This window comes from Pseudomonas purpurea, assembly GCF_039908635.1.
In the GTDB taxonomy this organism is placed as follows: Bacteria; Pseudomonadota; Gammaproteobacteria; order Pseudomonadales; family Pseudomonadaceae; genus Aquipseudomonas; species Aquipseudomonas purpurea.
The window spans coordinates 1,072,596-1,095,813 of record NZ_CP150918.1; the positions used below are offsets into that span (position 1 = coordinate 1,072,596).

Consider the following 23,218-nt stretch of genomic DNA (forward strand, 5'->3'; position numbering starts at 1 on the left):
ATTTAGGAGTCTTTCATGGCCGTTGCCTTGAGTACGCTGGTTGAAGAAGCGGATCGTTACCTTGGCAGTTCGCGGATCGCCGACTATTGCCCCAACGGCCTGCAGGTCGAAGGCCGGCCGCAGGTGCTGCGTATCGTCAGCGGCGTGACCGCCAGCCAGGCGCTGCTGGATGCCGCGGTCGAAGCCAAGGCCGATCTGGTGCTGGTGCACCACGGCTACTTCTGGAAAGGCGAGAACCCCTGCGTCACCGGTATGAAGCAGCGTAGGCTCAAAACCCTGCTCAAGCACGACATCAGCCTGCTGGCCTACCACTTGCCGCTGGATTTGCACCCGGACGTGGGCAACAACGTACAGTTGGCCCGCCAGTTGGACATCACCGTCGAAGGCCCGCTGGACCCGGACAACCCCAAAGTGGTGGGCATGGTCGGTTCACTCGCCGAGCCGATGACACCCCGCGACTTCGCCCGCCATGTGCAGGAAGTCATGGGTCGCGAGCCCTTGCTGATCGAGGGCAGCGAAATGATCCGCCGTGTCGGCTGGTGCACGGGCGGCGGCCAGGGTTACATCGATCAGGCGGTGTTGGCCGGGGTCGATCTGTACCTGAGCGGCGAAGCCTCCGAGCAAACCTTCCACAGCGCCCGGGAAAACGACATCAGTTTCATTGCCGCCGGCCATCACGCCACCGAACGCTACGGCGTGCAGGCATTGGGCGAATACCTGGCGCGACGGTTTGCCCTTGAGCACATCTTTATCGACTGCCCGAATCCGATCTGACGCAGGCATTCAATGTGGGAGCGAGCTTGCTCGCGATTACGGACTGACATTCACCATGGATGTCGACTGAAACACCGTTTTCACGAGCAAGCCCGCTCCCACAAGGACCGCGGCGCCCGAACGAGCAGGTATATTCATATACCCTTTCGATCTAGTTGGCGGCCTGATTAGAAGAGGTCGCTGTGCTAGGATTCCTCGCTCGAACACGGCCCGCTGGCCGTTCATAAGAAAGCTTTCGTGAGTAGCCATGGTCGACAAACTGACGCATCTGAAACAGCTGGAGGCGGAAAGCATCCACATCATCCGCGAGGTGGCCGCCGAGTTCGACAACCCGGTGATGCTGTACTCCATCGGTAAAGATTCCGCCGTGATGCTGCACCTGGCACGCAAGGCATTCTTCCCCGGCAAGCTGCCGTTTCCGGTGATGCACGTCGACACTCAGTGGAAATTCCAGGAGATGTACAGCTTCCGCGACAAGATGGTCGCCGAGCTGGGCCTTGACCTGATTACCCATGTCAACCCGGACGGCGTGGCGCAAGGGATCAACCCCTTCACCCACGGCAGTGCCAAGCACACCGACATCATGAAGACCGAAGGCCTGAAACAGGCATTGGACAAGTACGGTTTCGATGCAGCCTTCGGTGGTGCGCGCCGCGACGAAGAGAAATCCCGCGCCAAAGAGCGCGTGTACTCGTTCCGCGACAGCAAGCACCGCTGGGACCCGAAAAACCAGCGTCCGGAGCTGTGGAACGTCTACAACGGCAAGGTCAACAAGGGCGAGTCGATCCGCGTATTCCCGCTGTCGAACTGGACCGAACTGGACATCTGGCAGTACATCTACCTGGAAGGCATCCCGATCGTTCCGTTGTACTTCGCCGCCGAGCGCGACGTCATCGAGAAGAACGGCACGCTGATCATGATCGACGACGAGCGCATCCTCGAACACCTGAGCGATGAAGACAAAGCCCGCATCGTCAAAAAGAAAGTGCGTTTCCGTACCCTTGGTTGCTACCCGTTGACGGGCGCGGTGGAGTCCGAGGCCGAAAGCCTTACGGACATCATTCAGGAAATGCTCCTGACGCGAACTTCCGAGCGCCAGGGCCGAGTCATCGATCATGATGGCGCCGGCTCCATGGAAGACAAAAAACGTCAGGGTTATTTCTAAGGGGTTGTCATGTCGCATCAATCTGATTTGATCAGCGAGGACATCCTCGCCTACCTGGGCCAGCACGAGCGCAAAGAGCTGCTGCGCTTTTTGACCTGCGGTAACGTCGACGACGGCAAGAGCACCCTGATCGGGCGCCTGCTGCACGACTCCAAGATGATCTACGAAGACCATCTGGAAGCCATTACCCGCGACTCGAAAAAAGTCGGCACCACCGGTGACGACATCGACCTGGCGTTGCTGGTCGACGGTTTGCAAGCCGAGCGTGAACAAGGCATCACCATCGATGTCGCGTACCGCTATTTCTCCACCGCCAAGCGCAAATTCATCATCGCCGACACGCCCGGCCATGAGCAGTACACCCGCAACATGGCCACCGGTGCGTCCACCTGTGACCTGGCGATCATCCTGGTCGATGCCCGTTACGGCGTGCAGACTCAGACCCGTCGCCACAGCTTCATTGCCTCGTTGCTGGGCATCAAGCACATCGTCGTCGCCATCAACAAGATGGACCTCAAGGACTTCGATCAGGGTGTGTTCGAGTCGATCAAGGCCGATTACCTGAAGTTCGCCGAAGGCCTGAAGATGAAGGCCACGAGCATGCACTTCGTGCCGATGTCGGCGCTCAAGGGCGACAACGTGGTGAACAAGTCCGAGCGCTCGCCGTGGTACACCGGCCAGTCGCTGATGGAAATTCTCGAGACCGTGGAAGTGGCGGGCGACCGTAACTTCACCGACCTGCGCTTCCCGGTGCAGTACGTGAACCGGCCGAACCTGAACTTCCGCGGTTTCGCCGGCACCCTGGCCAGCGGCATCGTCAAGAAGGGCGACGAGGTCGTGGTACTGCCGTCGGGCAAGAGCAGCCGCGTGAAATCCATCGTCACCTTCGAAGGTGAACTGGAGCACGCAGGTCCGGGTCAGGCTGTCACGCTGACCATGGAAGACGAAATCGACATCTCCCGCGGCGACCTGCTGGTACACGCCGACAGCGTGCCACCCGTCACCGACAGCTTTGAGGCGATGCTGGTGTGGATGGCTGAAGAGCCGATGCTGCCGGGCAAGAAGTACGACATCAAGCGTGCCACCAGTTACGTGCCGGGTTCCATCGCCAGCATCGTCAACAAGGTCGATGTGAACACCCTGGAAGAAGGCCCGGCCAGCGCCTTGCACCTGAACGAGATCGGCAAGGTCAAGATCAGCCTCGATGCGCCGATTGCCCTCGACGGTTATGAAAGCAACCGCACCACGGGCGCCTTCATCATCATCGACCGCTTGACCAACGGCACCGTCGGCGCCGGCATGATCGTCGCGCAACCATTGGTTCATGGCAGCGCCACGCACCATGGCAAGTTGGCCCATGTAGCGACCGAGGAGCGCGCCCAACGCTTCGGCCAGCAACCGGCCACCGTGCTGTTCAGCGGCTTGTCGGGTGCGGGCAAAAGCACGTTGGCCTATGCGGTCGAGCGCAAGCTGTTCGACATGGGCCGTGCGGTATTTGTGCTCGATGGCCAGAACCTGCGTCATGACCTGAACAAAGGTCTGCCGCAGGATCGCGCCGGGCGTACCGAGAACTGGCGCCGTGCGGCTCATGTGGCGCGTCAGTTCAACGAAGCCGGTTTGCTGACCCTCGCAGCGTTCGTTGCACCGGACGCTGAAGGTCGCGAGCAGGCCAAGGCCTTGATTGGTGACGAGCGTTTGCTGACGGTCTACGTGCAGGCTTCGCCGGCCGTGTGCGCCGAGCGTGATCCGCAAGGGCTGTACGCCGCTGCTGGCGATAACATCCCCGGCGACTCCTTCCCGTACGACGTGCCGCTGGACGCCGACCTTGTGGTCGACACCCAGTCGTTGTCGCTGGAAGAAAGCGTCAAGCAAGTGCTGGATCTGCTGCGTAAACGCGGCGCGATCTAAGCGTTAGCGAAGCATAAAAAACCCGCAGATGAGTGATTCATCTGCGGGTTTTTTGTGTCCTTGAGATCGCCATCGCGAGCAAGCTCGCTCCCACATGGGATCTCTGTGGGATACAAATTTTGTGTCCACTAAAAATCAACTGTGGGAGCGGGCTTGCTCGCGATGAGGTCTGTACAGGCACCTCAAGATTTTGCGGGATACTCACGGTGCATCTGCTCCAGCAGCGCATCCTTGTCTTCCCACAACTGGTTGATCCAGCCCTGGAACTGGAGGCGGTATTCGCCGTCCTGGTCGTAGTTCTTGCCGATGAATTGCGGCGGAATACCCAGCGCTTCGAAATGCACCACCACGTCCCGTACGTTGCCGCACAGCAGGTCCCAATAACCCGGACGGCCGCCAGGGTAGTGGATGGTCACATTGACGAGGGCTTCCAGTTGCTCGCCCATGGCATCCAGCACAAACGCAATGCCACCGGCCTTGGGCTTGAGCAAGTAGCGGAACGGCGATTGCTGTTGCGCGTGCTTGGCTTCGGTAAAACGCGTGCCCTCGGCGAAGTTGAAAATACCCACCGGGTTGCTGCGAAACTTCTCGCAGGTCTTGCGGGTGGTTTCCAGGTCTTTGCCTTTTTTCTCCGGGTGCTTTTCCAGATACGCCTTGGAATAGCGCTTCATGAACGGGAAGCCCAGCGCCCACCAGGCCAGACCGATCACCGGCACCCAGATCAGCTCCTGCTTGAGGAAAAATTTCAGCGGGCGAATCCGGCGGTTGAGCACGTACTGCAACACCATGATGTCGACCCAGCTTTGGTGGTTGCTGGTGACCAGGTAGGAGTGTTGATAGTCCAGGCCCTCAAGGCCTGTGAGGTGCCAGCGGGTGCGGCATACCAGTTTCATCCAGGCGTTGTTGTTGCTGATCCAGGCCTCGTGGGTGTGGTTCATCAGCCAATGGGTGAAGCGCTGGGTGAGGGCGAACGGCAAGACCTTGAAGATCGCCACGCAGAACAGAAACGAGCACAGCAAAATAGTGTTCAGCGCCAACAACAACGAGGCGATCACGCCTCGCAGGGGGGCAGGTAGAAAATCCAGCATTTAGACATCCATAGGTCGGTTGGCGGCTTGAATCGCGGTCAGGGCGATGGTGTAGACGATGTCGTCGACCTGAGCGCCGCGTGGCAGGTCGTTCACCGGTTTGCGCAGGCCTTGCAGCATCGGCCCAAGGCTCACGCAGTCGGCGCTGCGTTGCACGGCTTTGTGGGTGGTGTTGCCGGTGTTCAGGTCCGGGAACACAAACACCGTGGCCTTGCCGGCGACCAGGCTGTTGGGCGCCAGTTGCCGGGCAACGCTTTCGTTGGCGGCGGCGTCGTATTGCAACGGGCCGTCGATCAGCAGTGAGTTTTGCGCTTCGTGGGCCAGCAACGTGGCCTCGCGAACTTTTTCGACTTCTTCGCCACTGTCCGATTCACCGCTGGAGTAGCTGATCATCGCCACACGCGGGGTGATGCCGAAGGCTTGCGCCGAGTCCGCGCTTTGCAGGGCGATTTCCGCCAGTTCGGCGGCGCTTGGGTGAGGGTTCATCACACAGTCGCCGTAGATCAGCACCTGATCCGGGAACAGCATGAAGAACACTGACGACACCAGCGTGCAGCCAGGGGCCGTCTTGATCAGTTGCAGGGCCGGGCGGATGGTGGTGGCGGTGGTATTGATGACGCCGGACACCAACCCGTCGACTTCGTCCAGGGCCAGCATCATCGTGCCGATTACCACGGTGTCTTCCAGCTGCTGCTCGGCCATCGGCGCGTTGAGGCTTTTGCTTTTGCGCAGCGCCACCATCGGCTCGACGTAACGCTCACGGATCAGGTCCGGGTCAAGAATCTCCAGGCCTTCGGGCAACTCGATGCCTTGGGCGCGCGCCACGGCTTGCACCTCTTCAGGCTTGGCCAGCAACACGCAACGGGCGATGCCCCGGGCCCTGGCAGATGGCGGCGGCCTGCACGGTCAACGGTTCGCTGCCTTCGGGCAGGACGATGCGCTTGTTGGCCAGTTGGGCGCGCTGAATCAATTGATAACGGAAGACCGCAGGCGTCAGGCGCATTTCCCGTGGCGTACCGCAGCGCTGATGCAGCCAGCGAGCGTCGAGGTGGCTGGCGACGAAGTCGGTGATGATCTCCGCACGCTCGCGGTCGTCGATCGGGATTTCCTTGTTCAACCCGTTCAACTGGTTGGCGGTGTCGTAGGAGCCGGTACTCACCGACAACACCGGCAGGCCGGCCTGAAAGGCGCCACGGCACAGGTCCATGATGCGCGGGTCGGGCAGGGTGTCACTGGTCAGCAGCAACCCGGCCAGCGGTACGCCATTGATGGCGGCCAGGCTGACGGCGAGGATGATGTCGTCGCGATCACCGGGGGTCACCACCAGCACGCCGGGTTTGAGCAACTCCACGGTGTTGCGCATGGTGCGGGCGCAAATGATGATTTTGGTCATGCGCCGGGTTTCGTAGTCACCGGCATTGAGCACCTGCGCGCCCATCAGGTCGGCGACGTCGCGGGTGCGCGGGGCGTTCAGTTCGGGCTGGAACGGAATGCAGCCCAGCAGCCGGAAATCGCCACTGCGCAGCAACGGCGAGTGCTCTTTCAGGCGTGCGGCGAAGGCCTCCATGCTTTCGTCGGTTTTGACCTTGTTGAGGATCACGCCGAGGACTTTCGGGTCCTTCGGGCCGCCGAATAATTGCGCCTGCAACTCGACCCGGCCGGACAGCTCGGTGAGCACTTCGTTTTCCGGCGCCGAAACCAGGATTACCTCGGCATCCAGGCTCTTGGCCAAATGCAGGTTGACCCGCGCGGCGTAGCTCGCGCTGCGGGTCGGCACCATGCCTTCGACCACCAGCACGTCTTTGCCGATGGCGGCTTGCTGATAGAGGGTGATGATTTCTTCCAGTAACTCGTCCAGCTGACCGTCGCCAAGCATCCGCTCGACGTGGGCCAGGCCCAGCGGCTGAGGCGGCTTGAGGCCGTGGGTGCGGGCCACCAGTTCGGTGGAGCGCTCAGGTCCGGTGTCGCCAGGGTGCGGCTGGGCAATCGGTTTGAAGAAGCCGACTTTCAGCCCGGCCCGTTCCAGCGTGCGCACCAGCCCGAGGCTGATGGAGGTCAGACCCACACCAAAATCGGTGGGTGCAATAAAGAAAGTTTGCATGCGGATTCTCTGGAGGTGCATGGCAACGGTTTTGGCCTATGGCTGGCCTTCAACCGGATATCAGGCACCAAGGTTATCGCTAACCGAGCCTTGAGCGCACCAACCACAGTCAAAGGGCTGGCCTATTTTTTCAATACGCTTGGCAGGGTCCAGCACCCAGGCCCGCGATTGCCATGGCGGCTGGTGGCGCAGGTGCTGGGTATGGCCACAGGACAGCTCGGCCACCCAGTGTCCTTCCTCGTCCTGATGGAACCCGGTGATCGTGGTGCCTGACGAAGCGGGCCGTTTGTCCGGGTTCCGTTCGCTTTCGGGCGATTGCTTCGCTAAACTTGCCCATTCTTCATTCTTATGCAAAAGGTCTCGCCCCATGCTGATCGCCGCCAACAAGGCTGTCTCCATCGACTATACCCTGACCAACGACGCTGGTGAGGTCATCGACAGCTCCGCCGGCGGCGCGCCGCTGGTCTACCTGCAAGGCGCAGGTAACATCATTCCGGGCCTGGAGAAGGCTCTGGAAGGCAAAGCCGTTGGTGATGAACTGACTGTCGCCGTTGAACCTGAAGATGCCTACGGCGAATACGCTGCCGAACTGGTCAGCACCCTGAGCCGCAGCATGTTCGAAGGCGTCGACGAACTGGAAGTGGGCATGCAGTTTCACGCTTCCGCGCCGGACGGCCAAATGCAGATCGTGACCATCCGTGATCTGGACGGCGACGACGTCACCGTTGATGGCAACCACCCGTTGGCCGGTCAGCGCCTGAATTTCCAGGTCAAGATCATCGACATCCGTGACGCCAGCGAAGAAGAAGTCGCTCATGGTCACGTCCATGGCGAAGGTGGTCATCACCACTGATTTTCTGCGCTAAGCTTTCGAGAACTGGAGAGGCGCCCGAGGGCGCCTTTTTAGTCTTCGGCTGTCGTGGACGGTCGTTGTGTCGCACCGTCCAACGGCTGTTTCGAGTAGAACACGGGAAATTTGGAGTTCGTCATGAGTGCTTTTCACGACCTTAATCTGAAAACTTTGGATGGCCAGGACCTGCCTCTCGCGCCTTTCAAAGGGCTCGTCGTGCTGGTGGTCAACGTCGCCTCCAAGTGTGGTCTGACCCCGCAATATGCGGCGCTGGAAAACCTTTACCAGCAATTCAAAGGCAAAGGCTTCAGCGTGCTGGGCTTGCCGTGCAATCAGTTTGCCGGGCAAGAGCCGGGCACTGAAGAAGAAATCAAAGCGTTCTGCAGCCTCAACTATGGCGTGACCTTTCCGTTGTCCAGCAAGCTGGAAGTCAACGGTCATGATCGCCATCAGCTGTACCGTCTGCTGGCGGGTGAGGGCGCGGAGTTCCCGGGTGACATCACCTGGAACTTCGAGAAGTTCCTGCTCGGCAAGGACGGTCGCGTCCTGGCGCGTTTCTCGCCACGCACCGCTCCGGATGATCCGACAGTGGTTCAGGCGATCGAAAAAGCCCTGGCCTGACGTTTGAATCATCGCCGCCCTTGCAACTGCAAGGGTGGCGATTTTTTTCCTGCCTTCACACACTTTTAGCGCTTAATCACTGCAATCAATAGTGCTGTGCACGGTCTTGCGCACTCCATATTATCGTCGTCATAAACCTTGCGTGCCGTGGAGTTCCGTATGCCTGTCAAAGCCCTGTTCAAACCGTTTTATCTCGGGTCCCTCGAGCTGCCGAGCCGTGTGGTGATGGCGCCGATGACCCGTTCTTTTTCCCCGGGTGGCGTACCGAATTCGAAAGTGATCGAGTACTACCGTCGCCGCGCTGCCGGTGGCGTCGGGTTGATCGTTACCGAGGGCACCACCGTTGGCCACAAGGCGTCCAATGGTTACCCGAACGTTCCGCACTTCTACGGTGAAGCCGCGCTGGCCGGCTGGAAGAAAGTCGTCGATGCGGTGCATGCCGAGGGCGGCAAGATCGTTCCGCAACTGTGGCACGTCGGCAGTGTGCGGCGCATTGGCACTGAACCGGAGGCCAGTGTGCCGGGTTACGGGCCGATGGAAAAACTCAAGGATGGCAACGTCGTGGTCCATGGCATGACCCACCAGGATATCCAGGACGTGATCGGTGCTTTTGCTCAGGCTGCCAAGGATGCTCAGGCTATCGGCATGGACGGTGTGGAAATCCACGGCGCTCACGGTTACCTGCTTGACCAGTTTTTGTGGGACGGCAGCAACCAGCGCACGGACGAATACGGCGGCAGTCTGGCCAACCGTTCGCGCTTGAGTGTCGAGTTGATTCAGGCCGTGCGGGCGGCGGTGGGAGCGGATTTCCCGATCATCTTCCGGTTCTCGCAATGGAAGCAGCAGGACTACACCGCGCGCCTGGTGCAAACACCGGAGGCGTTGGGTGAGTTTCTCAAACCTTTGGTGGACGCGGGCGTGGATATTTTCCACTGCTCGACGCGCCGTTTCTGGGAGCCCGAGTTTGACGGTTCCGAGCTGAACCTGGCGGGCTGGACCCGCAAGCTCACCGGAAAACCGACTATCACCGTGGGCAGCGTGGGCCTGGACGGCGAGTTCTTGCAGTTCATGGTCAACACCGACAAGGTTGCGCAGCCGGCGAGCCTGGAAAAATTGCTGGAGCGATTGAACAAAGAAGAGTTCGACCTGGTGGCGGTCGGCCGCGCACTGCTGGTGGACCCGGACTGGGCGTTGAAAGTGCGCGAAGGCCGTGAGGAAGACATCCTGCCGTTCAGTCGTGAGGCGTTGATGACGCTGGTTTAAACGGCGCCTGTAGCGACGCTATCGCGAGCAGGCTCGCTCCCACATTCGATCGCGTTGTTTGATAGTACTCGGTCACCTGTGGGAGCGAGCCTGCTCGCGAAGACGGACTCAAGAGCAGCAAAGACTCAGGGCAAGGTCGGTGCATTCGGCACCACCTGCTCCCCGACACACGCTCCGCGCAACTGCCCTTCAAACTGTTCGATGATCGCTCCCCAACCTTGTCGGCTGGCATGCTGGCGCGCATTGAGCCTGATGCAGCGCAAGGTTTCCGGTTCTTCCAGCAACCAGGTGGCGGCTTCGCAAAACGCCGCTTCATCGCCGGGCATCGCCAGCACACCGTTGTAACCATGACGAATGTGCTGGGCCGCCGCGGCTTGATCGTAGGCCACCACGCCCAACCCCGACGCCAACGCCTCAAGCACCACATTGCCGAAGGTCTCGGTCAGGCTTGGGAACAGAAACAGATCCGCCGAGGCGTAATGGCTGGCCAGCGCTTCGCCGCGTTGCGAGCCGCAGAAGACAGCTTCGGGCAAGTCCTTTTCCAGCTGCAACCGTTGCGGGCCGTCACCGACCACGATCAACTGCATCCGCCGTTGTGGATAACTCGCCTGCAAGGCTTCGAAGCTGTGCTTGAGCAATCCAAGGTTCTTTTCCGGCGCCAGGCGACCAACATGGATCACTGCGACATCGCTGTCGCTCAGTCCCCAGCTTTCGCGCAGGGCGTTGAGGCGTTTGGCTGGATGAAACAGTTGGCTGTCGACACCGCGCGACAGCAAGGCCAGGCGTTCAAAGTGCCGCCGCTCCAGCTCCAGTCGCTGGCTGGCGCTGGGCACCAGGGTCAAGGTCGAGCGGTTGTGGAACCAGCGCAGGTAATGGGTCAGTAACCGGGTCAGCAGCCCCCATCCATACTGGCTGGAGTACTGCTGGAAATTGGTGTGAAAGCCGCTGACCACCGAGATGCCCAGACGACGTGCCGCGCGCAGCGCCGACAACCCCAAGGGGCCTTCGGTGGCGATGTAGAGCACGTCTGGGCGATGGCGTTTCCAGCGTCGCAGCAACTTGTGCATCGACGACTGTCCCCATTGCAGCCCCGGATACCCCGGCAGCGGCCAGCCGCGGCAGAGCAGCAACTGGTCGTCGCTGCGGCGGCTCTGGTCATCGCCCTGACGTGGGCGCACCAGTTCCACCTGATGCCCGCGCGCGCGCAAGCCATCGCACAACCGGCCAAGGGTATTGGCCACGCCGTTGATTTCCGGAGGGAAGGTTTCGGTGATCAGGGTGATATGCAGAGCTGTCGTCATGACCTCAGTGTCGGCTGAGGCCATGTCGTCATTGTGACGGTGGGATGATGGATTTGTGACGAGGCTCAGCGTTGGTTGGCCATCAATTTCTCAGCCCCGCGCTCGCGTACCCAGAACAAGGTCGCACCCGCCACGGCCGCCGGCATCATCAGGATGTTGACCACTGGAATCAGCAACGCCAGATAAACGATCCCGCCAAAGCTCATGCTCTGCCAGCGCTTCTCGCGCAGCCAGGCGAGCATTTCATTCCAGCCCAGCTTGTGGTTGTCCGCCGGGTAGTCGATGTATTGGATGGCCATCATCCACACACCGAAAACCAGCCACAGCGGCGCGGCGATCAGGTTGACCACGGGAATGAACGACAGCACAAACAGCGCCAGGGCTCGGGGCAGGAAGTAGCCGAGCTTGCGCATTTCGCGGGCGAGGGTGCGCGGGACCATGGCGACCAGTTCACCCCAGCTGAAGGACGGGAAGTCGTCGGTGCCGCGCACCACCACTTCGACTTTTTCTGCCAGGAACCCGTTGAACGGCGCGGCGATGATGTTGGCGAGCATGGTGAAGGAGAAAAACACCATCAGCGCCACCAGCACCACAAACAACGGCCACAGCAAATAGTTGAGAAAGCTCAGCCAGCTCGGCAGTGAAGGCATCAGTGTGTCGACCCACAGGCTGAACTGATGCCCCGCCAGGTAGATCAATCCGACGAACAGCACCAGATTGATTGCCAGCGGCAACAGCACAAACAAACGCAGGCCGGGGCTCAAGACCAGTTTGAGGCCCTGGAGCAGGTATTGCGGGCCAGAGAGAGCGGGGGCGGGCATAACGGGTTCCTTGCAGTGAGAAAACTCGCCGACCTTATCGGCTTTGCCGGATGGGCGAAAGCACGGTAATGGCATCGACATTAACTGTAACAAAGGCGTCCTTAAATTGGACTTGCGAAAATAGAGACCGCCTATGAGCTGGATTGTTAAACCGTATTTCCTTAATCTTCGCCCCCTCGATACGCTGCACCCATTATTTTTCAGGACTGCCCAACGACGGCACTTCCCCAAGTGCTTGTGCAGTCCTTTTTTATTCCAGCCGGTCATCCGGCGTTCCGCGCCAGTTTGAACGGGCCGGTCGATAGGAGTGAGTCATGTCTGATGTACGTCATTCGCGAGTGATTATTCTCGGTTCCGGCCCTGCCGGTTACAGCGCCGCCGTCTATGCCGCCCGCGCCAACCTCAAGCCGCTGCTGATCACCGGCATGCAGGCCGGCGGTCAACTGACCACCACCACCGAAGTCGACAACTGGCCGGGCGACGTCCACGGCCTGACCGGCCCGGCACTGATGGAACGGATGAAAGAGCACGCCGAGCGCTTTGAAACCGAAATCGTTTTCGACCACATCAACGCAGTCGACTTCGCCGCCAAGCCGTACACCTTGACTGGCGACAGCGCCACCTACACGTGCGACGCGCTGATCATCGCCACCGGCGCCAGCGCCCGTTACCTGGGTCTGCCGTCGGAAGAAACGTTCATGGGCAAAGGCGTTTCGGCCTGCGCGACCTGCGACGGTTTCTTCTACCGTAACCGCGAAGTGGCGGTGGTCGGTGGCGGTAACACGGCTGTCGAAGAGGCGCTGTACCTGGCCAACATCGCCAGCAAAGTCACCCTGATTCACCGTCGCGAAACTTTCCGTGCCGAGAAAATCCTGATCGACAAGCTGCACGCACGGGTTGCCGAAGGCAAAATCGTCCTGAAGCTGAACTCGACGCTGGACGAAGTGTTGGGCGACAACATGGGCGTGACTGGCGCACGTCTGAAGAACAACGACGGCAGCTTCGACGAGTTGAAAGTCGACGGCGTGTTCATCGCCATCGGCCACACGCCGAACACCTCGCTGTTTGAAGGCCAACTGACCCTCAAGGACGGTTATCTGGTGGTGCAGGGCGGTCGTGACGGCAATGCGACGGCGACCAGCCTCGAAGGTATCTTCGCGGCCGGTGACGTGGCTGACCACGTGTACCGTCAGGCGATCACCTCGGCCGGCGCCGGCTGCATGGCGGCACTGGACACCGAGCGTTACCTGGACGGTTTGCAGAACGCTTGATTGCGAGATCGTTGAACACAAAAAACCGGCCTAGGCCGGTTTTTTTGTACCCGCTGCTTTTGTGGGAGCGAGCTTGCTCGCGATAGCGATGTATCAGTCGACATCAGTTTTGAATGTGACGCAGTCATCGCGAGCAAGCTCGCTCCCACAGGGGATAGCATTCAAAGCAGAAATCAGCGGCGGGTCAGTGGCTGAGTTGTGAACGTCACACCCGCTAAACCCTGGGCAATCAACGCCCGGATGTTGCCGTGATCGGTGCCTTCAGGTGTGGCGACCACCGAGCGGTAATGCTCGCCGAAGGCCAGCAGTGCTTCTTCATCGCTCAAGCCTTCGAGCAACGCCAGACCGAGGGTTTTGCATGAGCCTTCGTTCTGCCCGGCGGCGTTTTCCACGCCACCGTTGTTGAAGGCCTGTGGCTGGTAATCGTAGCCCGCGGCGATGAAGGCCAGGGTTTCGGCGAAGGCGTGTTCGCCACTCTTGAGGCTGGCGCGCAGGGTGTTCAGGTCAGTCATGGGTTTTTCCTTTGGCGAACGCCGCTTGTTGTTCGGCGCTGGCTTCTTGCTGGTAGTGGGCTTTCCACTGCGCGTACGGCATGCCGTACACCACTTCGCGGGCGTCATCGAGGCTGACGTCGATCTGGCGTTCGTCAGCCTCGGCCTTGTACCACTTGGACAGGCAGTTGCGGCAGAAGCCGGCGAGGTTCATCAGGTCGATGTTCTGCACGTCCTTGCGGCTGTCCAGGTGTGCAACCAGTCGACGGAAAGCGGCGGCTTCAAGTTCCAGGCGTTGTTGTTCGGTCATGATGGGCTCGGTGCAATCAAATCGTGGCGCGGATAATAAAAGCCTGGCGGACGATGCGCCAGACACGGTCAGCGGCTCGCGGCGAGGGTAATCGACACCGACTCGGCGAAACGCAGGGCGTGGGGTTTGTCGACTTCGACTTCGGCGTACAGCACCGATCCATTGGCCATGACCAGGTCCAGCAATTCCTGGGTCAGGCGTTCGAGCAGCGCGAAGCGATTACCCTCCACATGGGCGATGATCGCCTTGGTGATGGTGCGATAGTTCAATGCGTGGTCGATGTCATTGTCGCGCACGGCGTCCTGCGCGGCGTACAGGATGGTCAGGTTGATCAGCACATCCTGCTTGTTGAGGATCTCGTCCTCGTTGATTCCGATGAAGGTCCGCAGGCACAGGTCCTTGACCCGGATGCGTGCCATTCCTGGCTGAAGTTGTGGCATTGCTACTTGCTCCGTCCAATCAATTGCAGGAACTCCTGGCGGGTATTGCTCGACTCGCGAAAGGCGCCGAGCATCACCGAGGTGTTCATGGTCGAATTCTGTTTCTCGACGCCGCGCATCATCATGCACATGTGTCGGGCTTCGATGACCACCGCGACGCCAGCGGCATCGGTGACCCGTTGTACGGCGTCGGCGATTTCCCGGGTGAGGTTTTCCTGGATTTGCAGGCGTCGGGCGAACATGTCGACGATTCGCGCGATCTTCGACAGCCCCAGCACCTTGCCGGTAGGAATATAAGCCACATGCGCCTTGCCGATGAAGGGCAGCAGGTGATGTTCGCACAACGAGTAGAGCTCGATGTCGGCCACGATGACCATCTCGTCGTTGTCAGACGCGAACAGCGCACCGTTGACGATTTCATCGACGCTTTGTTCGTAGCCATGACACAGGTACTGCATGGCCTTGGCGGCGCGTACCGGGGTATCGAGCAGGCCCTCGCGGTCGGGATCCTCACCGAGGCCGATGAGGATCTCGCGATAGCTCTGGGATAAGTCGTTCTGGGGCGATAACGTCATGGAACATCCTCGCGGGACGGCTTACTTGACGTGCCGTCCGCCGTTGACGGTCAGGGTCGTGCCGGTGACATAAGGGTTGTCGAGCAAATAACGCAGGCTCTGGTAGATCACGTCGCTGCCGGGCTCGATGCCCAATGCGGATTTGGCCAGGGCCTTGGCGCGGTACTGCGCGTCGTCGTCAGGGTTGAACAGTAGCAGGGCGGGGGCGATGCCGTTGACCTTGATCTTCGGCGCGTACTTCGCGGCGAAGGACAGGGTCAGGCTGTCGAGCCCGGCTTTGCTGGCGCAGTAGGCAATGTGCTTGCTGCTGCCCTTGCGCGTGACATCGTCGCTGATGTGCACGATGTCGGCCGGGCTCGAGCGTTCAAGCAATTCGGCGCAATGCAGGTTGATCAGGTAGGGCGCCAGCATGTGCACGCTGAACATCTGAGTAAAGGCTGCAACCTCTGTGTCGGGCTCCTCCGCCAGCCACGCGGACGCGTTGTGGACAATCGCGCGCAGGCTGTCGGTGTGGCTTTTCAGTTCGTCGATGAACGAGAGAATGCCGGCTTCAGTGGCAAAGTCGGCAAACAGTGCGAGGGCGCCCAGGTCTCTGAGTTGCTGAACGCCGGGGCGTTCGCTGCGGTAACTGAAGATCACGCGATGGCCGTCTTCCAGTAACCGCAGTGCGCAATGCAGGCCGACGCGTTGGGCGGCGCCCGTGATGAGTATCGGAGCAGAGGAAGCGGTCATGAAGGGCTCGGGTCGCGGGTATGACAAAACTATACCAGCGACCGTAGGTGTACACCTCTACCAAGCGTTCCTGCCGTGGGTCAGCGATTTTGTGTGGAGGGCTCGGCGGCCAACGGGCGCACTGGTGTGTTGTTCAACCAGCCGGCCAGCAAACGGGTCGACAGCGGAATGAAGAAGTAGACCATCAGCGGCGTCAGACACAGGGTGCTGATGAACACTCGGCTCAGCATTCCCATGTCGCCGAGCAACGGGCCCAGCACAAAGTTGAACAGCAAGGAAACCGGGAAGAACGCCAGCCAGATCGCGACCGCTTGTTTCCAGCGTGGCGGACGTTGCCCGACAGCACCAAACCAGCCGTCGATGCCGCTGACCCGATGTTCGCAAGGGTGGGCGAACAGATCGCTGCCACGCCCCAGCCAGGCCGTGCGCGAAGCCGAATGCTCCCAGGCATGGAGGGTCGGTTCGTCGGCAAAGCGAAAGATAATCTGAAATTCGTTATCTCCGGGCGGCGGTGCGAGCACGCCTGAGCCCAGGTAGCCGGGAAAGTCAGTGGCCAGTTGTTCGCCTTCACGCAGCCAGGCGATCAAGTCCTGATAGCGCCCATCGGCAACACGGCGCGCCACCATGAGGGTGACCGGGGAGGTAGACATTGTGTATCTCCGTAAGACAGGCACGCCGGTCCGGATAGGAGGCATGCAAAAACGTAGCCCGGGGTGGGGGGCTGCGTTCAAAAACAAGCAAGGATTATTCCTGATTCTGCAAAATGCGCCAGAGACGTTTGTCGCCTGAGATCTACTTGGATGAAAGCAGTTCATGAGGAGTAGAATGCCGAAAAATCGTACATGGACGTTGAAGCCCAAGATGCCAGTTATGACTGAACTTACCAGCGATTTTAAACCTGTTCGCACTCTAGAGCAGGAGCAGTTGTTTCCGATCCGCGAAGTGGCTCGGCTCACGGGCATCAACCCGGTCACTTTGCGTGCCTGGGAGCGTCGCTACGGGTTGATTCAGCCAATACGCACCGAAAGTGGGCATCGGCTGTATTCCATGACCGATGTTGAGCGTGTTCGCAGCATCCTCGGCTGGATCGAGCGCGGTGTCGCGGTGAGCAAGGTCGGGAAAATTCTGGCCCGGTCCGACACGACTGAGGTGCTGGCGCGGATCATTCCCGATGAATTCGTCCAGGCTGATTACGCTCAGTGGCAGGCCCAACTGAAAGTTGCAGTCAGCAATTACAACGATGTTCAACTGGAGCGAATCTACGGCCAGGTCTTTTCCAGTTACTCGCTCGCGGTCGTGTTCCAGAACATCCTCATGCCCTTATGGCGGCAGTTGCTGCAACAGCAGCATGTGTTCGGGCTGACCAGTGAGTGGCTGTTTTACGATGGTTTTTTGCGCTCCAGGGTCGCGCAGCGCCTGCTTCTCATGCGCGGCGCCCAGCCGCAGCTTGTGATCGTCGCCCCCCTGGCCGATCAGTGCCGCGAGCTTGAGGTGCTGCTGGCTGCGCTGTTCATGGGCAGTGCGGAGGTGGGGGTCAGAATGCTGACCATCGGCCTGCCCCTTGATGAGATGACGCTGGTCTGCGAGAAGATCAGGCCACAAGCGTTGGTGCTGTATTCCAACCATGCGCCGTCGTCCGAGTTGCCGCGCCGCTTGAGTCGCCTGGCCATGAGCCTGAATTGCCCGCTGATGCTGGCAGGCGATACGGCGGATATGGCACAGGAAAGCCTGGCGGGTTCGTCGATTGGTTGCCTGGGCAACGATGGCGTGTTGATGCAACAACGTCTGCGGCAGTTTCTGGCAGGAACCCTCGATACTTGAGACTCAGGCGTGCAGGGCGGGGTGCGTCAGGCGGTGTTGTTGCAGGATGAACTGGCGCAGGCGTTCGGTTTCGTCCTTGTCGCTCTGGTTCAGCCGATAGGCGTAGAAACCTGGCTGGGTTTCTCGTTCGAGCGTGCCGCGCAACGCAATTCGCTCATACCCTGACGGGCTGAACCACTGGGCAAAGTGTTTTGGCGGTTTGGTGCGGTTGCGCACTTCCAGCAGCACCCCTTTGAACGACACTTCGTGAACCCAGAACGTCCCGGGCTGGCCCTTGGCGTTTTCCAGTGCGACGGGTTCTTCAAGCGTCAGCCGCCAGGGGCGAATCATCGGCCCGTCTTCGTAGATGCTCGGTACGCCGAGGCGCAAATGCAGGGCATGAAATTCGTCTTCCACCAGGTGCAGTGGAAAGGTGATTTGCTGATTTTCGAAGTGGGCCTGGATGGTGACTTGCTCATGCGCAGCCAGGCGCGTGAGCAAGTCGCGGATCTGCGAGCCGCCATTGACCAGCAGGCTCGATGTGGCATCCCGCACATTGAGTTGCGGGTTGTGCTGCATCGTCTGGATGAAGTCCAGCTCATCCTGGGTCAGAAGGGCATCGCGGTGCATGATCAGCTCGAAAGATATAATTACAAAGTTAATGGTGATTGTAGTTAATGACACTTAATTCGCTGGGATGTTTAAACCGTTTGTCGCTTTGAGCGCCTGGAGTTCAGCCTGTAGTTCGGCGACCTGGGCTTCCAGTTGCTCGACACGTTGCTGTGCCTTGACCTGAACGGTGACGTCTTTTTGCACGCCGACGAAGTAGGTCTGTTTGTCGCTCTCGTTGTACATCGTCGAGAGTGACAGTTCATTCCAGAAATGCGTGCCATCCTTGCGGTAGTTACGCAGGATCTCGCGGCAAGACTTGCCGCTGTTCAACGCGTCACGAATCGGTTTCAAGGCCGCCTGGTCACGATCGCCAGACTGCAAAAAGCGACAGTCCTGGTACAGGATCTCTTCGGTGGTGTAGCCGGTCAGTTTTTCAAACGCCGGGTTGACGTAAATCAGGATGTTGTCTTCGCCTTCTTTTTCAGCGATGACGATTCCGTCGTTTGACGCGTTGATCACCATTTGCATCAGTTGAGCATTGATCATCGCAGAATCCTTTCCATGTCCTCAGGTGCGCTGCATTCTAAGACATGGTGGTGGGCTGTCCACTGGCCATTAGTGGCCTGTGTGGCTAGCGGTAATTGAGAGGCAATCGCAGTTTTACAGTCTCAGCTGTTAATATCCCAGGCTTTTAGTCAGCTTCAGGATCAGATTGATGAAAGTCGCCATCCTTTCCGGCTCGGTGTACGGCACGGCTGAAGAAGTCGCCCGGCACGCGGCCAAACTCCTCAACGCCGCAGGTTTCGAGGCGTGGCACAACGCCCGCGCCACCCTCGCCGATGTCCAGGCGTTCGGCCCGCAGGCCTTTCTGGCCGTGACGTCGACCACCGGCATGGGCGAGCTGCCGGACAACCTGCTACCGCTGTATTCGATGATCCGCGATCAACTGCCCGCCGCCTGGCGTGGTTTGCCAGGTGCGGTGATCGGCCCTGGGTGACGCCAGTTATGGCGATACATTCTGCGGTGGCGGGGAGCAGATGCGTGAGCTGTTCGCCGAGCTGGGCGTGCGTGAAGTGCTGCCCATGCTGCGTCTGGACGCCAGCGAAAGCGTCACCCCGGAGGCCGATGCCGAGCCTTGGCTGGCAGAGTTGATCACTGCACTGCGCGGTTGACGGGCCGTTCGCGAAGCAGCGCCAGCCAGGCTTGCGCGGCTTTGGACAGGTAGGCGTCCTGGCGCCAGATGAACGCGATATCCCAGCGCAAGTAATCGGGCGCTTGCAAGGTCAGGCGCACCACGCCGGGCCTGACCAGGCCCCGCGCGACCACGCTGGGCAGCAACACCACGCCTTGACCGGCGGCCACCAGCGCCGCCAGAAAATCCGCCTGACCGCTGCGCCCGCCTTCCTTGGGCGTGAAACCCAGTTGCTGGCAGGCCTGAAGCAACCGGTCGTTGAGCACGAAACTGCGCTGATACAGCAGAAACGGTGTGTCCGCCAACGCCTCCAGCCGAACTTCGCTGTGCATCGCCAAGGGATGGTCGGCGGGCAGCAACGCGTCCAGAGGCTCATCGCAAAATGGTTGGAATGCGAACTGCGGATCCTTGGGCAACAGGCTGCCACCCAGTTCCAGTTCACCGCTCAATACGGCCTGTTCGATGTTCAGGCTCCCGCCTTCGAGTAACTGAATGCTGATGTTCGGATAGCGCCGCCGATACTCGGCGAACAGGCCGGCAAACAGCGCATCGCTGCCCAGCAACGGCAGGCCCAGGCGCAACTCTCCTCGGGCCAATTGGCTCAAGTCATCCAGTTCGCTGAGCAGTTCATTGCGCAGGCGCAGCATGCCTTCGGCACGTTGCAGCACCACGTTGCCGGCGGCGGTCAGGCGAATCTGTGAGCCCAGGCGCTCCAGCAACAGTGTGCCCAGGCTCTGTTCGAGTTGGGCGACTTGCTTGCTCACTGCCGACTGGCTGATGTGCAGCGTTTTGGCGGCCTGAGTGAAACCGCCTTGGTGAATTACTTCGACGAAGCTGCGCAGCTGTTTGAATTCCATGTGCCTGATTCCGTTTTGGAATGGCTGCAAGTCTAACAATTCGCTTCGGGGATGGCAGCGGGCTCCTTAAAATGAGCGCCTGTGAGGACCGAAAAAATGAACGCTTCAACGATGAAATACCTGGGTCGCTTGTTGGCTGAACTGGCGGTGCTGTTGGCGATTTATGAGTGCGGTTGCCAGTTGGCGCTGTGGTTGCCCTGGCCGATTCCGGGTGGCGTGGTCGGGTTGGCGCTGTTGTTGCTGGCTTTCGCGTTTGGCTGGGTCAAACCCGCAGCGCTGCAACGGGGCGCCGGGTTGCTGATGGCCGAGATGCTGCTGTTTTTTATCCCGGCACTGATGAGCCTGCTCGATTACGGCAGCCTGCTGCGTGAGGACGGCTGGCGGATTTTGCTGGTGATCGGCGTCAGCACGCTGACGGTCATGCTGGTCACTGCGTTCACCGTCGAGCTGGTCTGCCGCTGGAGGCTGCGCCATGAAGCTTGAGCTGATGCCGATGTTCTGGCTGGTGTTCACCCTGTGCGCCTATGTGTTCAGCCGCTGGCTCTACCGGCGCACCGGCCGGTACCTGTTGTCGCCGCTGATTCTGGTGCCGGCATTGCTGCTGGCGCTGGCGGTGCCGCTGCACACCGCGTATGCCGAGTACTCCAGCAACACCCATTGGCTGATGTTGGTGCTGGGGCCGGTGACGGTCGCCTTCGCCGTGCCGATCTGGCAGCAGCGGCAATTGCTGGTGCGCCACTGGTCGGCGCTGTTGCTCGGGATGGTGGCGGGTAGCGCGGCGTCGATTGGCAGTTCATTCGGTCTGGCCAAACTGCTGGCACTGGACACCTCGGTGACGATGTCGCTGGTGCCGCGCTCCATCACCACACCGTTTGCCATGCCGCTGGCCCACGACTTGGGCGCAGTGCCGGAGTTGACCGCCGTGTTCGTGATGTTCACCGGCGTGTTCGGGGCTCTGCTCGGCGGCGTGTTGCTCAAGTGGTTGCCGCTGCGCAGTGCCTTGGCCCGTGGCGCGTTGTTCGGGGTGGGTGCCCATGGCGCGGGCGTCAGCCGTGCCCGTGAAGTGGGCGGTGAAGAAGGCTCGGTGGCGGGGTTGGTGATGGTGTTGACCGGGTTGTTGAACCTGTTCGCCGCTCCTTTATTGGCGTCTGTGCTTTGACAGTCAGTCGTGCAGGCGACGGGCTGACTCGCTTGGCCAGTAAGCTGGCTGTCAATGCAACTCCGCATAGGGCAACGGCTGACTAAACTGCCAGGACCTGCCTAAAACTATAAGAACAGAGGTCATTGCCGTGAGCGTAGCCCCCGTCCAACCGACACCGAGTGTGAAAGACCAGGTCAGCGCCGCCGAGTGGCAGACCCGCGTTGACCTTGCCGCCTGCTATCGGCTGGTAGCGATGCATGGTTGGGACGACCTGGTCTTCACGCATATCTCCGCCAAGGTGCCGGGCACTGAGGACTTCCTGATTAACCCGTTCGGGCTGATGTTTCACGAGATCAGCGCATCGAGCCTGGTCAAGGTCGATCAAAGCGGCCGAAAACTGATGGACAGCCCTTACGAAATCAACCCGGCCGGTTACACCATTCACAGTGCGGTGCATGAGGTGCGGCACGACGTGGCGTGCGTGTTGCACACCCACACCGCAGCGGGTGTCGCGGTTTCGGCGCAAAAGCAGGGCGTGTTGCCGATCAGCCAGCAATCACTGTTTGTGCTGTCCAGCCTGGCCTATCACGCGTACGAGGGCGTCGCGCTGAACCACGAGGAAAAGGCCCGGTTGCAAGCCGACCTCGGCGAAAACAATTTCCTGATGCTGCACAACCACGGTCTGCTGACCTGTGGCAGCAGCATCGCCGACACCTTTCTGATGATGTTCACCTTCCAGCGCGCCTGCGATATCCAGGTCCTGGCGCAGAACGGTGGTGCCGAATTGATCGCCATCGCACCGCAGATTCTGGCGGGTGCCAAAGCGATGATTGCCGGCGTGACCAAGAGTGCTCAGGGCATGGGCGGTGCACTGGCCTGGCCGGCGCTGCTGCGTAAACTCGATCAACAAGACCCGGGTTTCAAACTCTAATGCCTCTCGCCGAGATCCCGCTGTGCGTTTGGCGCAAACGCGGACAAGACTTTGTGTTTCAGGGCCAGGCCATCCGTTATTGGGTGGCGGGGCAGGGTGAGCCGTTGCTGTTGATCCATGGCTTTCCCACCGCCAGTTGGGATTGGCATTACCTGTGGCAACCCTTGGCGCAACGGTATCGGGTGATCGCCTGCGACATGCTCGGTTTCGGCGATTCGGCCAAACCGCTGAACCATGCCTACAGCCTGCTGGAACAGGCGGATCTGCAACAGGCATTGCTGGCTCATCTGGGCGTCGATCAACCGTTGCATCTGTTGGCTCACGATTACGGCGACAGTGTGGCCCAGGAATTACTGGCCCGGCACTACGAAGCGGGTGTCGAGATTGCCAGTTGTGTGTTCCTCAACGGTGGCTTGTTCCCCGAAACCCATCGCCCGGTATTGACCCAGAAACTGCTGCTCAGCCCATTGGGCTGGATGATCGGCCGGGCGTTCAGCCGTGAGGGGCTGGTGAAAAGCTTCCGGCAAATCTTCGGCCCGCACACCCGGCCGAGCGAGAGTGAACTGGATGATTTCTGGAGCCTGATCGACAGTCACCACGGCCCCCGGATCATGCACAAGTTGATCGGCTACATTCCCGAGCGTCGCGTACAGCGGGAGCGTTGGGTGAGTGCCATGCAGCGTGGCGATATTGCGCTGAGGGTGATCGATGGCGAGGTCGACCCGATTTCCGGCGGGCACATGGTCGAGCGGTATCGGCAGTTGATTCCTTCCCCCGACACCGTGCTGCTGCCGGGCATCGGTCACTACCCACAGATTGAAGCGCCGATGCAGGTGCTCACGCATTACCTGACGTTTCGCGACGACCTGGTGTCTCCCCCGCGCAAGGCTGCCTGCTCCTGACTCTCCCAAGTAAACGCCCTCATCATCCCGTCACCTTATTGCACGGCATTCAGCTTCGCCGCAGTTCATTGT

Annotated in this window: 25 protein-coding genes and 2 pseudogenes; 13 read left to right on the top strand and 14 right to left on the bottom strand. The window is 60.2% G+C overall.

Annotated features, from left to right (window positions below; genetic code table 11):
- Nucleotides 1–15 precede the first annotated feature (15 nt).
- The 3 genes from AABM54_RS04805 (at nt 16) to cysN (ending at nt 3,847) form a co-directional block, all read left to right on the top strand.
- Complete coding sequence (locus tag AABM54_RS04805) at nt 16–774, top strand: Nif3-like dinuclear metal center hexameric protein (RefSeq protein WP_347904138.1); 759 nt, start codon at nt 16–18, stop codon at nt 772–774.
- A gap of 247 nt (nt 775–1,021) precedes the next feature.
- Nucleotides 1,022–1,939 carry a sulfate adenylyltransferase subunit CysD gene (gene cysD / locus AABM54_RS04810; RefSeq protein ID WP_347904139.1) on the top strand — a complete coding sequence of 306 codons (918 nt, stop codon included), beginning with the start codon at nt 1,022–1,024 and terminating at the stop codon, nt 1,937–1,939.
- 9 nt (nt 1,940–1,948) lie between these two features.
- Nucleotides 1,949–3,847 (top strand): sulfate adenylyltransferase subunit CysN, encoded by a 1,899-nt coding sequence (gene cysN, locus AABM54_RS04815; protein ID WP_347904140.1) that lies wholly within the window; start codon nt 1,949–1,951, stop codon nt 3,845–3,847.
- A 182-nt stretch (nt 3,848–4,029) separates the two neighbouring features.
- Here cysN and AABM54_RS04820 read toward each other — a convergent pair whose 3' ends face one another.
- From AABM54_RS04820 to AABM54_RS04830, 3 genes and pseudogenes are all read right to left on the bottom strand, one after another.
- The gene (locus AABM54_RS04820; protein WP_347904142.1) at nt 4,030–4,935 is read right to left on the bottom strand and encodes an acyltransferase; all 906 of its coding nucleotides are present in this window, start codon (nt 4,933–4,935) and stop codon (nt 4,030–4,032) included.
- A pseudogene (gene pta / locus AABM54_RS04825) lies at nt 4,936–7,036 on the bottom strand (phosphate acetyltransferase). It lies immediately after the preceding gene.
- A 60-nt stretch (nt 7,037–7,096) separates the two neighbouring features.
- A complete protein-coding gene (locus AABM54_RS04830; RefSeq protein WP_347904144.1) occupies nt 7,097–7,435 on the bottom strand; it encodes a DUF3565 domain-containing protein in 339 nt (112 codons plus the stop codon).
- On the opposite strand from AABM54_RS04830, the gene AABM54_RS04835 reads away from it, so the two are divergent.
- The 3 genes from AABM54_RS04835 to AABM54_RS04845 all read left to right on the top strand — a co-directional run bounded on the left by AABM54_RS04835 (nt 7,404) and on the right by AABM54_RS04845 (nt 9,770).
- Nucleotides 7,404–7,889: a peptidylprolyl isomerase gene (locus AABM54_RS04835; RefSeq protein ID WP_095169371.1), complete on the top strand. Its 486-nt coding sequence runs from the start codon at nt 7,404–7,406 to the stop codon at nt 7,887–7,889. The genes AABM54_RS04830 and AABM54_RS04835 overlap by 32 nt on opposite strands.
- A 135-nt stretch (nt 7,890–8,024) precedes the next feature.
- Nucleotides 8,025–8,507 carry a glutathione peroxidase gene (locus tag AABM54_RS04840; RefSeq protein WP_347904145.1) on the top strand — a complete coding sequence of 161 codons (483 nt, stop codon included), beginning with the start codon at nt 8,025–8,027 and terminating at the stop codon, nt 8,505–8,507.
- Nucleotides 8,508–8,666: 159 nt separating this feature from the next.
- The gene (locus tag AABM54_RS04845) at nt 8,667–9,770 is read left to right on the top strand and encodes an NADH:flavin oxidoreductase (RefSeq protein WP_347904146.1); all 1,104 of its coding nucleotides are present in this window, start codon (nt 8,667–8,669) and stop codon (nt 9,768–9,770) included.
- A 125-nt stretch (nt 9,771–9,895) separates the two neighbouring features.
- Here the strand turns inward: AABM54_RS04845 and AABM54_RS04850 are convergent, their stop codons facing one another.
- Together AABM54_RS04850 and cysZ are read right to left on the bottom strand one after the other, a co-directional pair.
- Entirely contained in the window at nt 9,896–11,095 is a 1,200-nt protein-coding gene (locus AABM54_RS04850; RefSeq protein WP_347904147.1) for a glycosyltransferase family 1 protein, read from the bottom strand.
- 41 nt (nt 11,096–11,136) lie between these two features.
- Nucleotides 11,137–11,892: a sulfate transporter CysZ gene (gene cysZ / locus AABM54_RS04855; RefSeq protein ID WP_347904148.1), complete on the bottom strand. Its 756-nt coding sequence runs from the start codon at nt 11,890–11,892 to the stop codon at nt 11,137–11,139.
- 314 nt (nt 11,893–12,206) lie between these two features.
- Here cysZ and trxB point away from each other — a divergent pair, with 314 nt between their 5' ends.
- Nucleotides 12,207–13,163 carry a thioredoxin-disulfide reductase gene (trxB, locus tag AABM54_RS04860; RefSeq protein ID WP_347904150.1) on the top strand — a complete coding sequence of 319 codons (957 nt, stop codon included), beginning with the start codon at nt 12,207–12,209 and terminating at the stop codon, nt 13,161–13,163.
- A 173-nt stretch (nt 13,164–13,336) separates the two neighbouring features.
- Here trxB and AABM54_RS04865 read toward each other — a convergent pair whose 3' ends face one another.
- The 6 genes from AABM54_RS04865 to AABM54_RS04890 form a co-directional block, all read right to left on the bottom strand.
- Nucleotides 13,337–13,675, bottom strand: coding sequence for a HopJ type III effector protein (locus AABM54_RS04865; RefSeq protein WP_347904151.1), 339 nt, complete (start codon nt 13,673–13,675; stop codon nt 13,337–13,339).
- Complete coding sequence (locus AABM54_RS04870; protein ID WP_347904152.1) at nt 13,668–13,964, bottom strand: DUF1244 domain-containing protein; 297 nt, start codon at nt 13,962–13,964, stop codon at nt 13,668–13,670. The genes AABM54_RS04865 and AABM54_RS04870 overlap by 8 nt, the downstream gene beginning before the upstream one ends.
- Nucleotides 13,965–14,032: 68 nt before the next feature.
- Nucleotides 14,033–14,404, bottom strand: a complete 372-nt coding sequence (folX, locus tag AABM54_RS04875; RefSeq protein ID WP_347904153.1) for a dihydroneopterin triphosphate 2'-epimerase — start codon at nt 14,402–14,404, stop codon at nt 14,033–14,035.
- A gap of 2 nt (nt 14,405–14,406) precedes the next feature.
- On the bottom strand, nt 14,407–14,979 hold the full coding sequence (gene folE / locus AABM54_RS04880) for a GTP cyclohydrolase I FolE (RefSeq protein ID WP_347904155.1): 573 nt from the start codon (nt 14,977–14,979) through the stop codon (nt 14,407–14,409).
- Nucleotides 14,980–15,000: 21 nt separating this feature from the next.
- Complete coding sequence (gene folM / locus AABM54_RS04885; RefSeq protein WP_347904156.1) at nt 15,001–15,711, bottom strand: dihydromonapterin reductase; 711 nt, start codon at nt 15,709–15,711, stop codon at nt 15,001–15,003.
- Nucleotides 15,712–15,791: 80 nt separating this feature from the next.
- Nucleotides 15,792–16,361 (bottom strand): antibiotic biosynthesis monooxygenase, encoded by a 570-nt coding sequence (locus AABM54_RS04890; RefSeq protein ID WP_347904157.1) that lies wholly within the window; start codon nt 16,359–16,361, stop codon nt 15,792–15,794.
- Nucleotides 16,362–16,572: 211 nt separating this feature from the next.
- Between AABM54_RS04890 and AABM54_RS04895 the strand changes: the two genes are divergently transcribed.
- Nucleotides 16,573–17,532, top strand: a complete 960-nt coding sequence (locus AABM54_RS04895; protein WP_347904159.1) for a MerR family transcriptional regulator — start codon at nt 16,573–16,575, stop codon at nt 17,530–17,532.
- A gap of 3 nt (nt 17,533–17,535) precedes the next feature.
- On the opposite strand, the gene AABM54_RS04900 is transcribed toward AABM54_RS04895, so the two are convergent.
- Both AABM54_RS04900 and AABM54_RS04905 read right to left on the bottom strand, forming a co-directional pair.
- Nucleotides 17,536–18,141: a hypothetical protein gene (locus tag AABM54_RS04900; RefSeq protein WP_347904160.1), complete on the bottom strand. Its 606-nt coding sequence runs from the start codon at nt 18,139–18,141 to the stop codon at nt 17,536–17,538.
- Between the two features lie 54 nt (nt 18,142–18,195).
- Nucleotides 18,196–18,669 (bottom strand): PAS domain-containing protein, encoded by a 474-nt coding sequence (locus tag AABM54_RS04905; protein WP_347904162.1) that lies wholly within the window; start codon nt 18,667–18,669, stop codon nt 18,196–18,198.
- 169 nt (nt 18,670–18,838) lie between these two features.
- On the opposite strand from AABM54_RS04905, the pseudogene AABM54_RS04910 reads away from it, so the two are divergent.
- Nucleotides 18,839–19,295, top strand: a pseudogene (locus tag AABM54_RS04910) (flavodoxin).
- Here AABM54_RS04910 and AABM54_RS04915 read toward each other — a convergent pair.
- Complete coding sequence (locus AABM54_RS04915; protein WP_347904164.1) at nt 19,276–20,172, bottom strand: LysR family transcriptional regulator; 897 nt, start codon at nt 20,170–20,172, stop codon at nt 19,276–19,278. The pseudogene AABM54_RS04910 and the gene AABM54_RS04915 overlap by 20 nt on opposite strands.
- Nucleotides 20,173–20,268: 96 nt before the next feature.
- On the opposite strand from AABM54_RS04915, the gene AABM54_RS04920 reads away from it, so the two are divergent.
- The 4 genes from AABM54_RS04920 to AABM54_RS04935 all read left to right on the top strand — a co-directional run bounded on the left by AABM54_RS04920 (nt 20,269) and on the right by AABM54_RS04935 (nt 23,146).
- Nucleotides 20,269–20,655 (top strand): CidA/LrgA family protein, encoded by a 387-nt coding sequence (locus AABM54_RS04920; protein WP_347904165.1) that lies wholly within the window; start codon nt 20,269–20,271, stop codon nt 20,653–20,655.
- A complete protein-coding gene (locus tag AABM54_RS04925; RefSeq protein ID WP_347904167.1) occupies nt 20,645–21,331 on the top strand; it encodes an LrgB family protein in 687 nt (228 codons plus the stop codon). The genes AABM54_RS04920 and AABM54_RS04925 overlap by 11 nt, the downstream gene beginning before the upstream one ends.
- A gap of 130 nt (nt 21,332–21,461) precedes the next feature.
- Entirely contained in the window at nt 21,462–22,244 is a 783-nt protein-coding gene (locus tag AABM54_RS04930; protein WP_347904169.1) for a class II aldolase/adducin family protein, read from the top strand.
- A complete protein-coding gene (locus tag AABM54_RS04935; protein WP_347904171.1) occupies nt 22,244–23,146 on the top strand; it encodes an alpha/beta fold hydrolase in 903 nt (300 codons plus the stop codon). Before AABM54_RS04930 ends, AABM54_RS04935 begins: the two co-directional genes overlap by 1 nt.
- The last annotated feature ends 72 nt before the right edge of the window (nt 23,147–23,218 follow it).

Coding starts and splice junctions, on each gene's coding strand:
- AABM54_RS04805 (WP_347904138.1), top strand. CDS start 16: ATGGCCGTTGCCTTGAGTACGCTGGTTGAAGAAGCGGATCGTTACCTT.
- cysD (WP_347904139.1), top strand. CDS start 1,022: ATGGTCGACAAACTGACGCATCTGAAACAGCTGGAGGCGGAAAGCATC.
- cysN (WP_347904140.1), top strand. CDS start 1,949: ATGTCGCATCAATCTGATTTGATCAGCGAGGACATCCTCGCCTACCTG.
- AABM54_RS04820 (WP_347904142.1), bottom strand. CDS start 4,935: ATGCTGGATTTTCTACCTGCCCCCCTGCGAGGCGTGATCGCCTCGTTG.
- AABM54_RS04835 (WP_095169371.1), top strand. CDS start 7,404: ATGCTGATCGCCGCCAACAAGGCTGTCTCCATCGACTATACCCTGACC.
- AABM54_RS04830 (WP_347904144.1), bottom strand. CDS start 7,435: ATGGAGACAGCCTTGTTGGCGGCGATCAGCATGGGGCGAGACCTTTTG.
- AABM54_RS04840 (WP_347904145.1), top strand. CDS start 8,025: ATGAGTGCTTTTCACGACCTTAATCTGAAAACTTTGGATGGCCAGGAC.
- AABM54_RS04845 (WP_347904146.1), top strand. CDS start 8,667: ATGCCTGTCAAAGCCCTGTTCAAACCGTTTTATCTCGGGTCCCTCGAG.
- AABM54_RS04850 (WP_347904147.1), bottom strand. CDS start 11,095: ATGGCCTCAGCCGACACTGAGGTCATGACGACAGCTCTGCATATCACC.
- cysZ (WP_347904148.1), bottom strand. CDS start 11,892: ATGCCCGCCCCCGCTCTCTCTGGCCCGCAATACCTGCTCCAGGGCCTC.
- trxB (WP_347904150.1), top strand. CDS start 12,207: ATGTCTGATGTACGTCATTCGCGAGTGATTATTCTCGGTTCCGGCCCT.
- AABM54_RS04865 (WP_347904151.1), bottom strand. CDS start 13,675: ATGACTGACCTGAACACCCTGCGCGCCAGCCTCAAGAGTGGCGAACAC.
- AABM54_RS04870 (WP_347904152.1), bottom strand. CDS start 13,964: ATGACCGAACAACAACGCCTGGAACTTGAAGCCGCCGCTTTCCGTCGA.
- folX (WP_347904153.1), bottom strand. CDS start 14,404: ATGCCACAACTTCAGCCAGGAATGGCACGCATCCGGGTCAAGGACCTG.
- folE (WP_347904155.1), bottom strand. CDS start 14,979: ATGACGTTATCGCCCCAGAACGACTTATCCCAGAGCTATCGCGAGATC.
- folM (WP_347904156.1), bottom strand. CDS start 15,711: ATGACCGCTTCCTCTGCTCCGATACTCATCACGGGCGCCGCCCAACGC.
- AABM54_RS04890 (WP_347904157.1), bottom strand. CDS start 16,361: ATGTCTACCTCCCCGGTCACCCTCATGGTGGCGCGCCGTGTTGCCGAT.
- AABM54_RS04895 (WP_347904159.1), top strand. CDS start 16,573: ATGCCAGTTATGACTGAACTTACCAGCGATTTTAAACCTGTTCGCACT.
- AABM54_RS04900 (WP_347904160.1), bottom strand. CDS start 18,141: ATGCACCGCGATGCCCTTCTGACCCAGGATGAGCTGGACTTCATCCAG.
- AABM54_RS04905 (WP_347904162.1), bottom strand. CDS start 18,669: ATGATCAATGCTCAACTGATGCAAATGGTGATCAACGCGTCAAACGAC.
- AABM54_RS04915 (WP_347904164.1), bottom strand. CDS start 20,172: ATGGAATTCAAACAGCTGCGCAGCTTCGTCGAAGTAATTCACCAAGGC.
- AABM54_RS04920 (WP_347904165.1), top strand. CDS start 20,269: ATGAACGCTTCAACGATGAAATACCTGGGTCGCTTGTTGGCTGAACTG.
- AABM54_RS04925 (WP_347904167.1), top strand. CDS start 20,645: ATGAAGCTTGAGCTGATGCCGATGTTCTGGCTGGTGTTCACCCTGTGC.
- AABM54_RS04935 (WP_347904171.1), top strand. CDS start 22,244: ATGCCTCTCGCCGAGATCCCGCTGTGCGTTTGGCGCAAACGCGGACAA.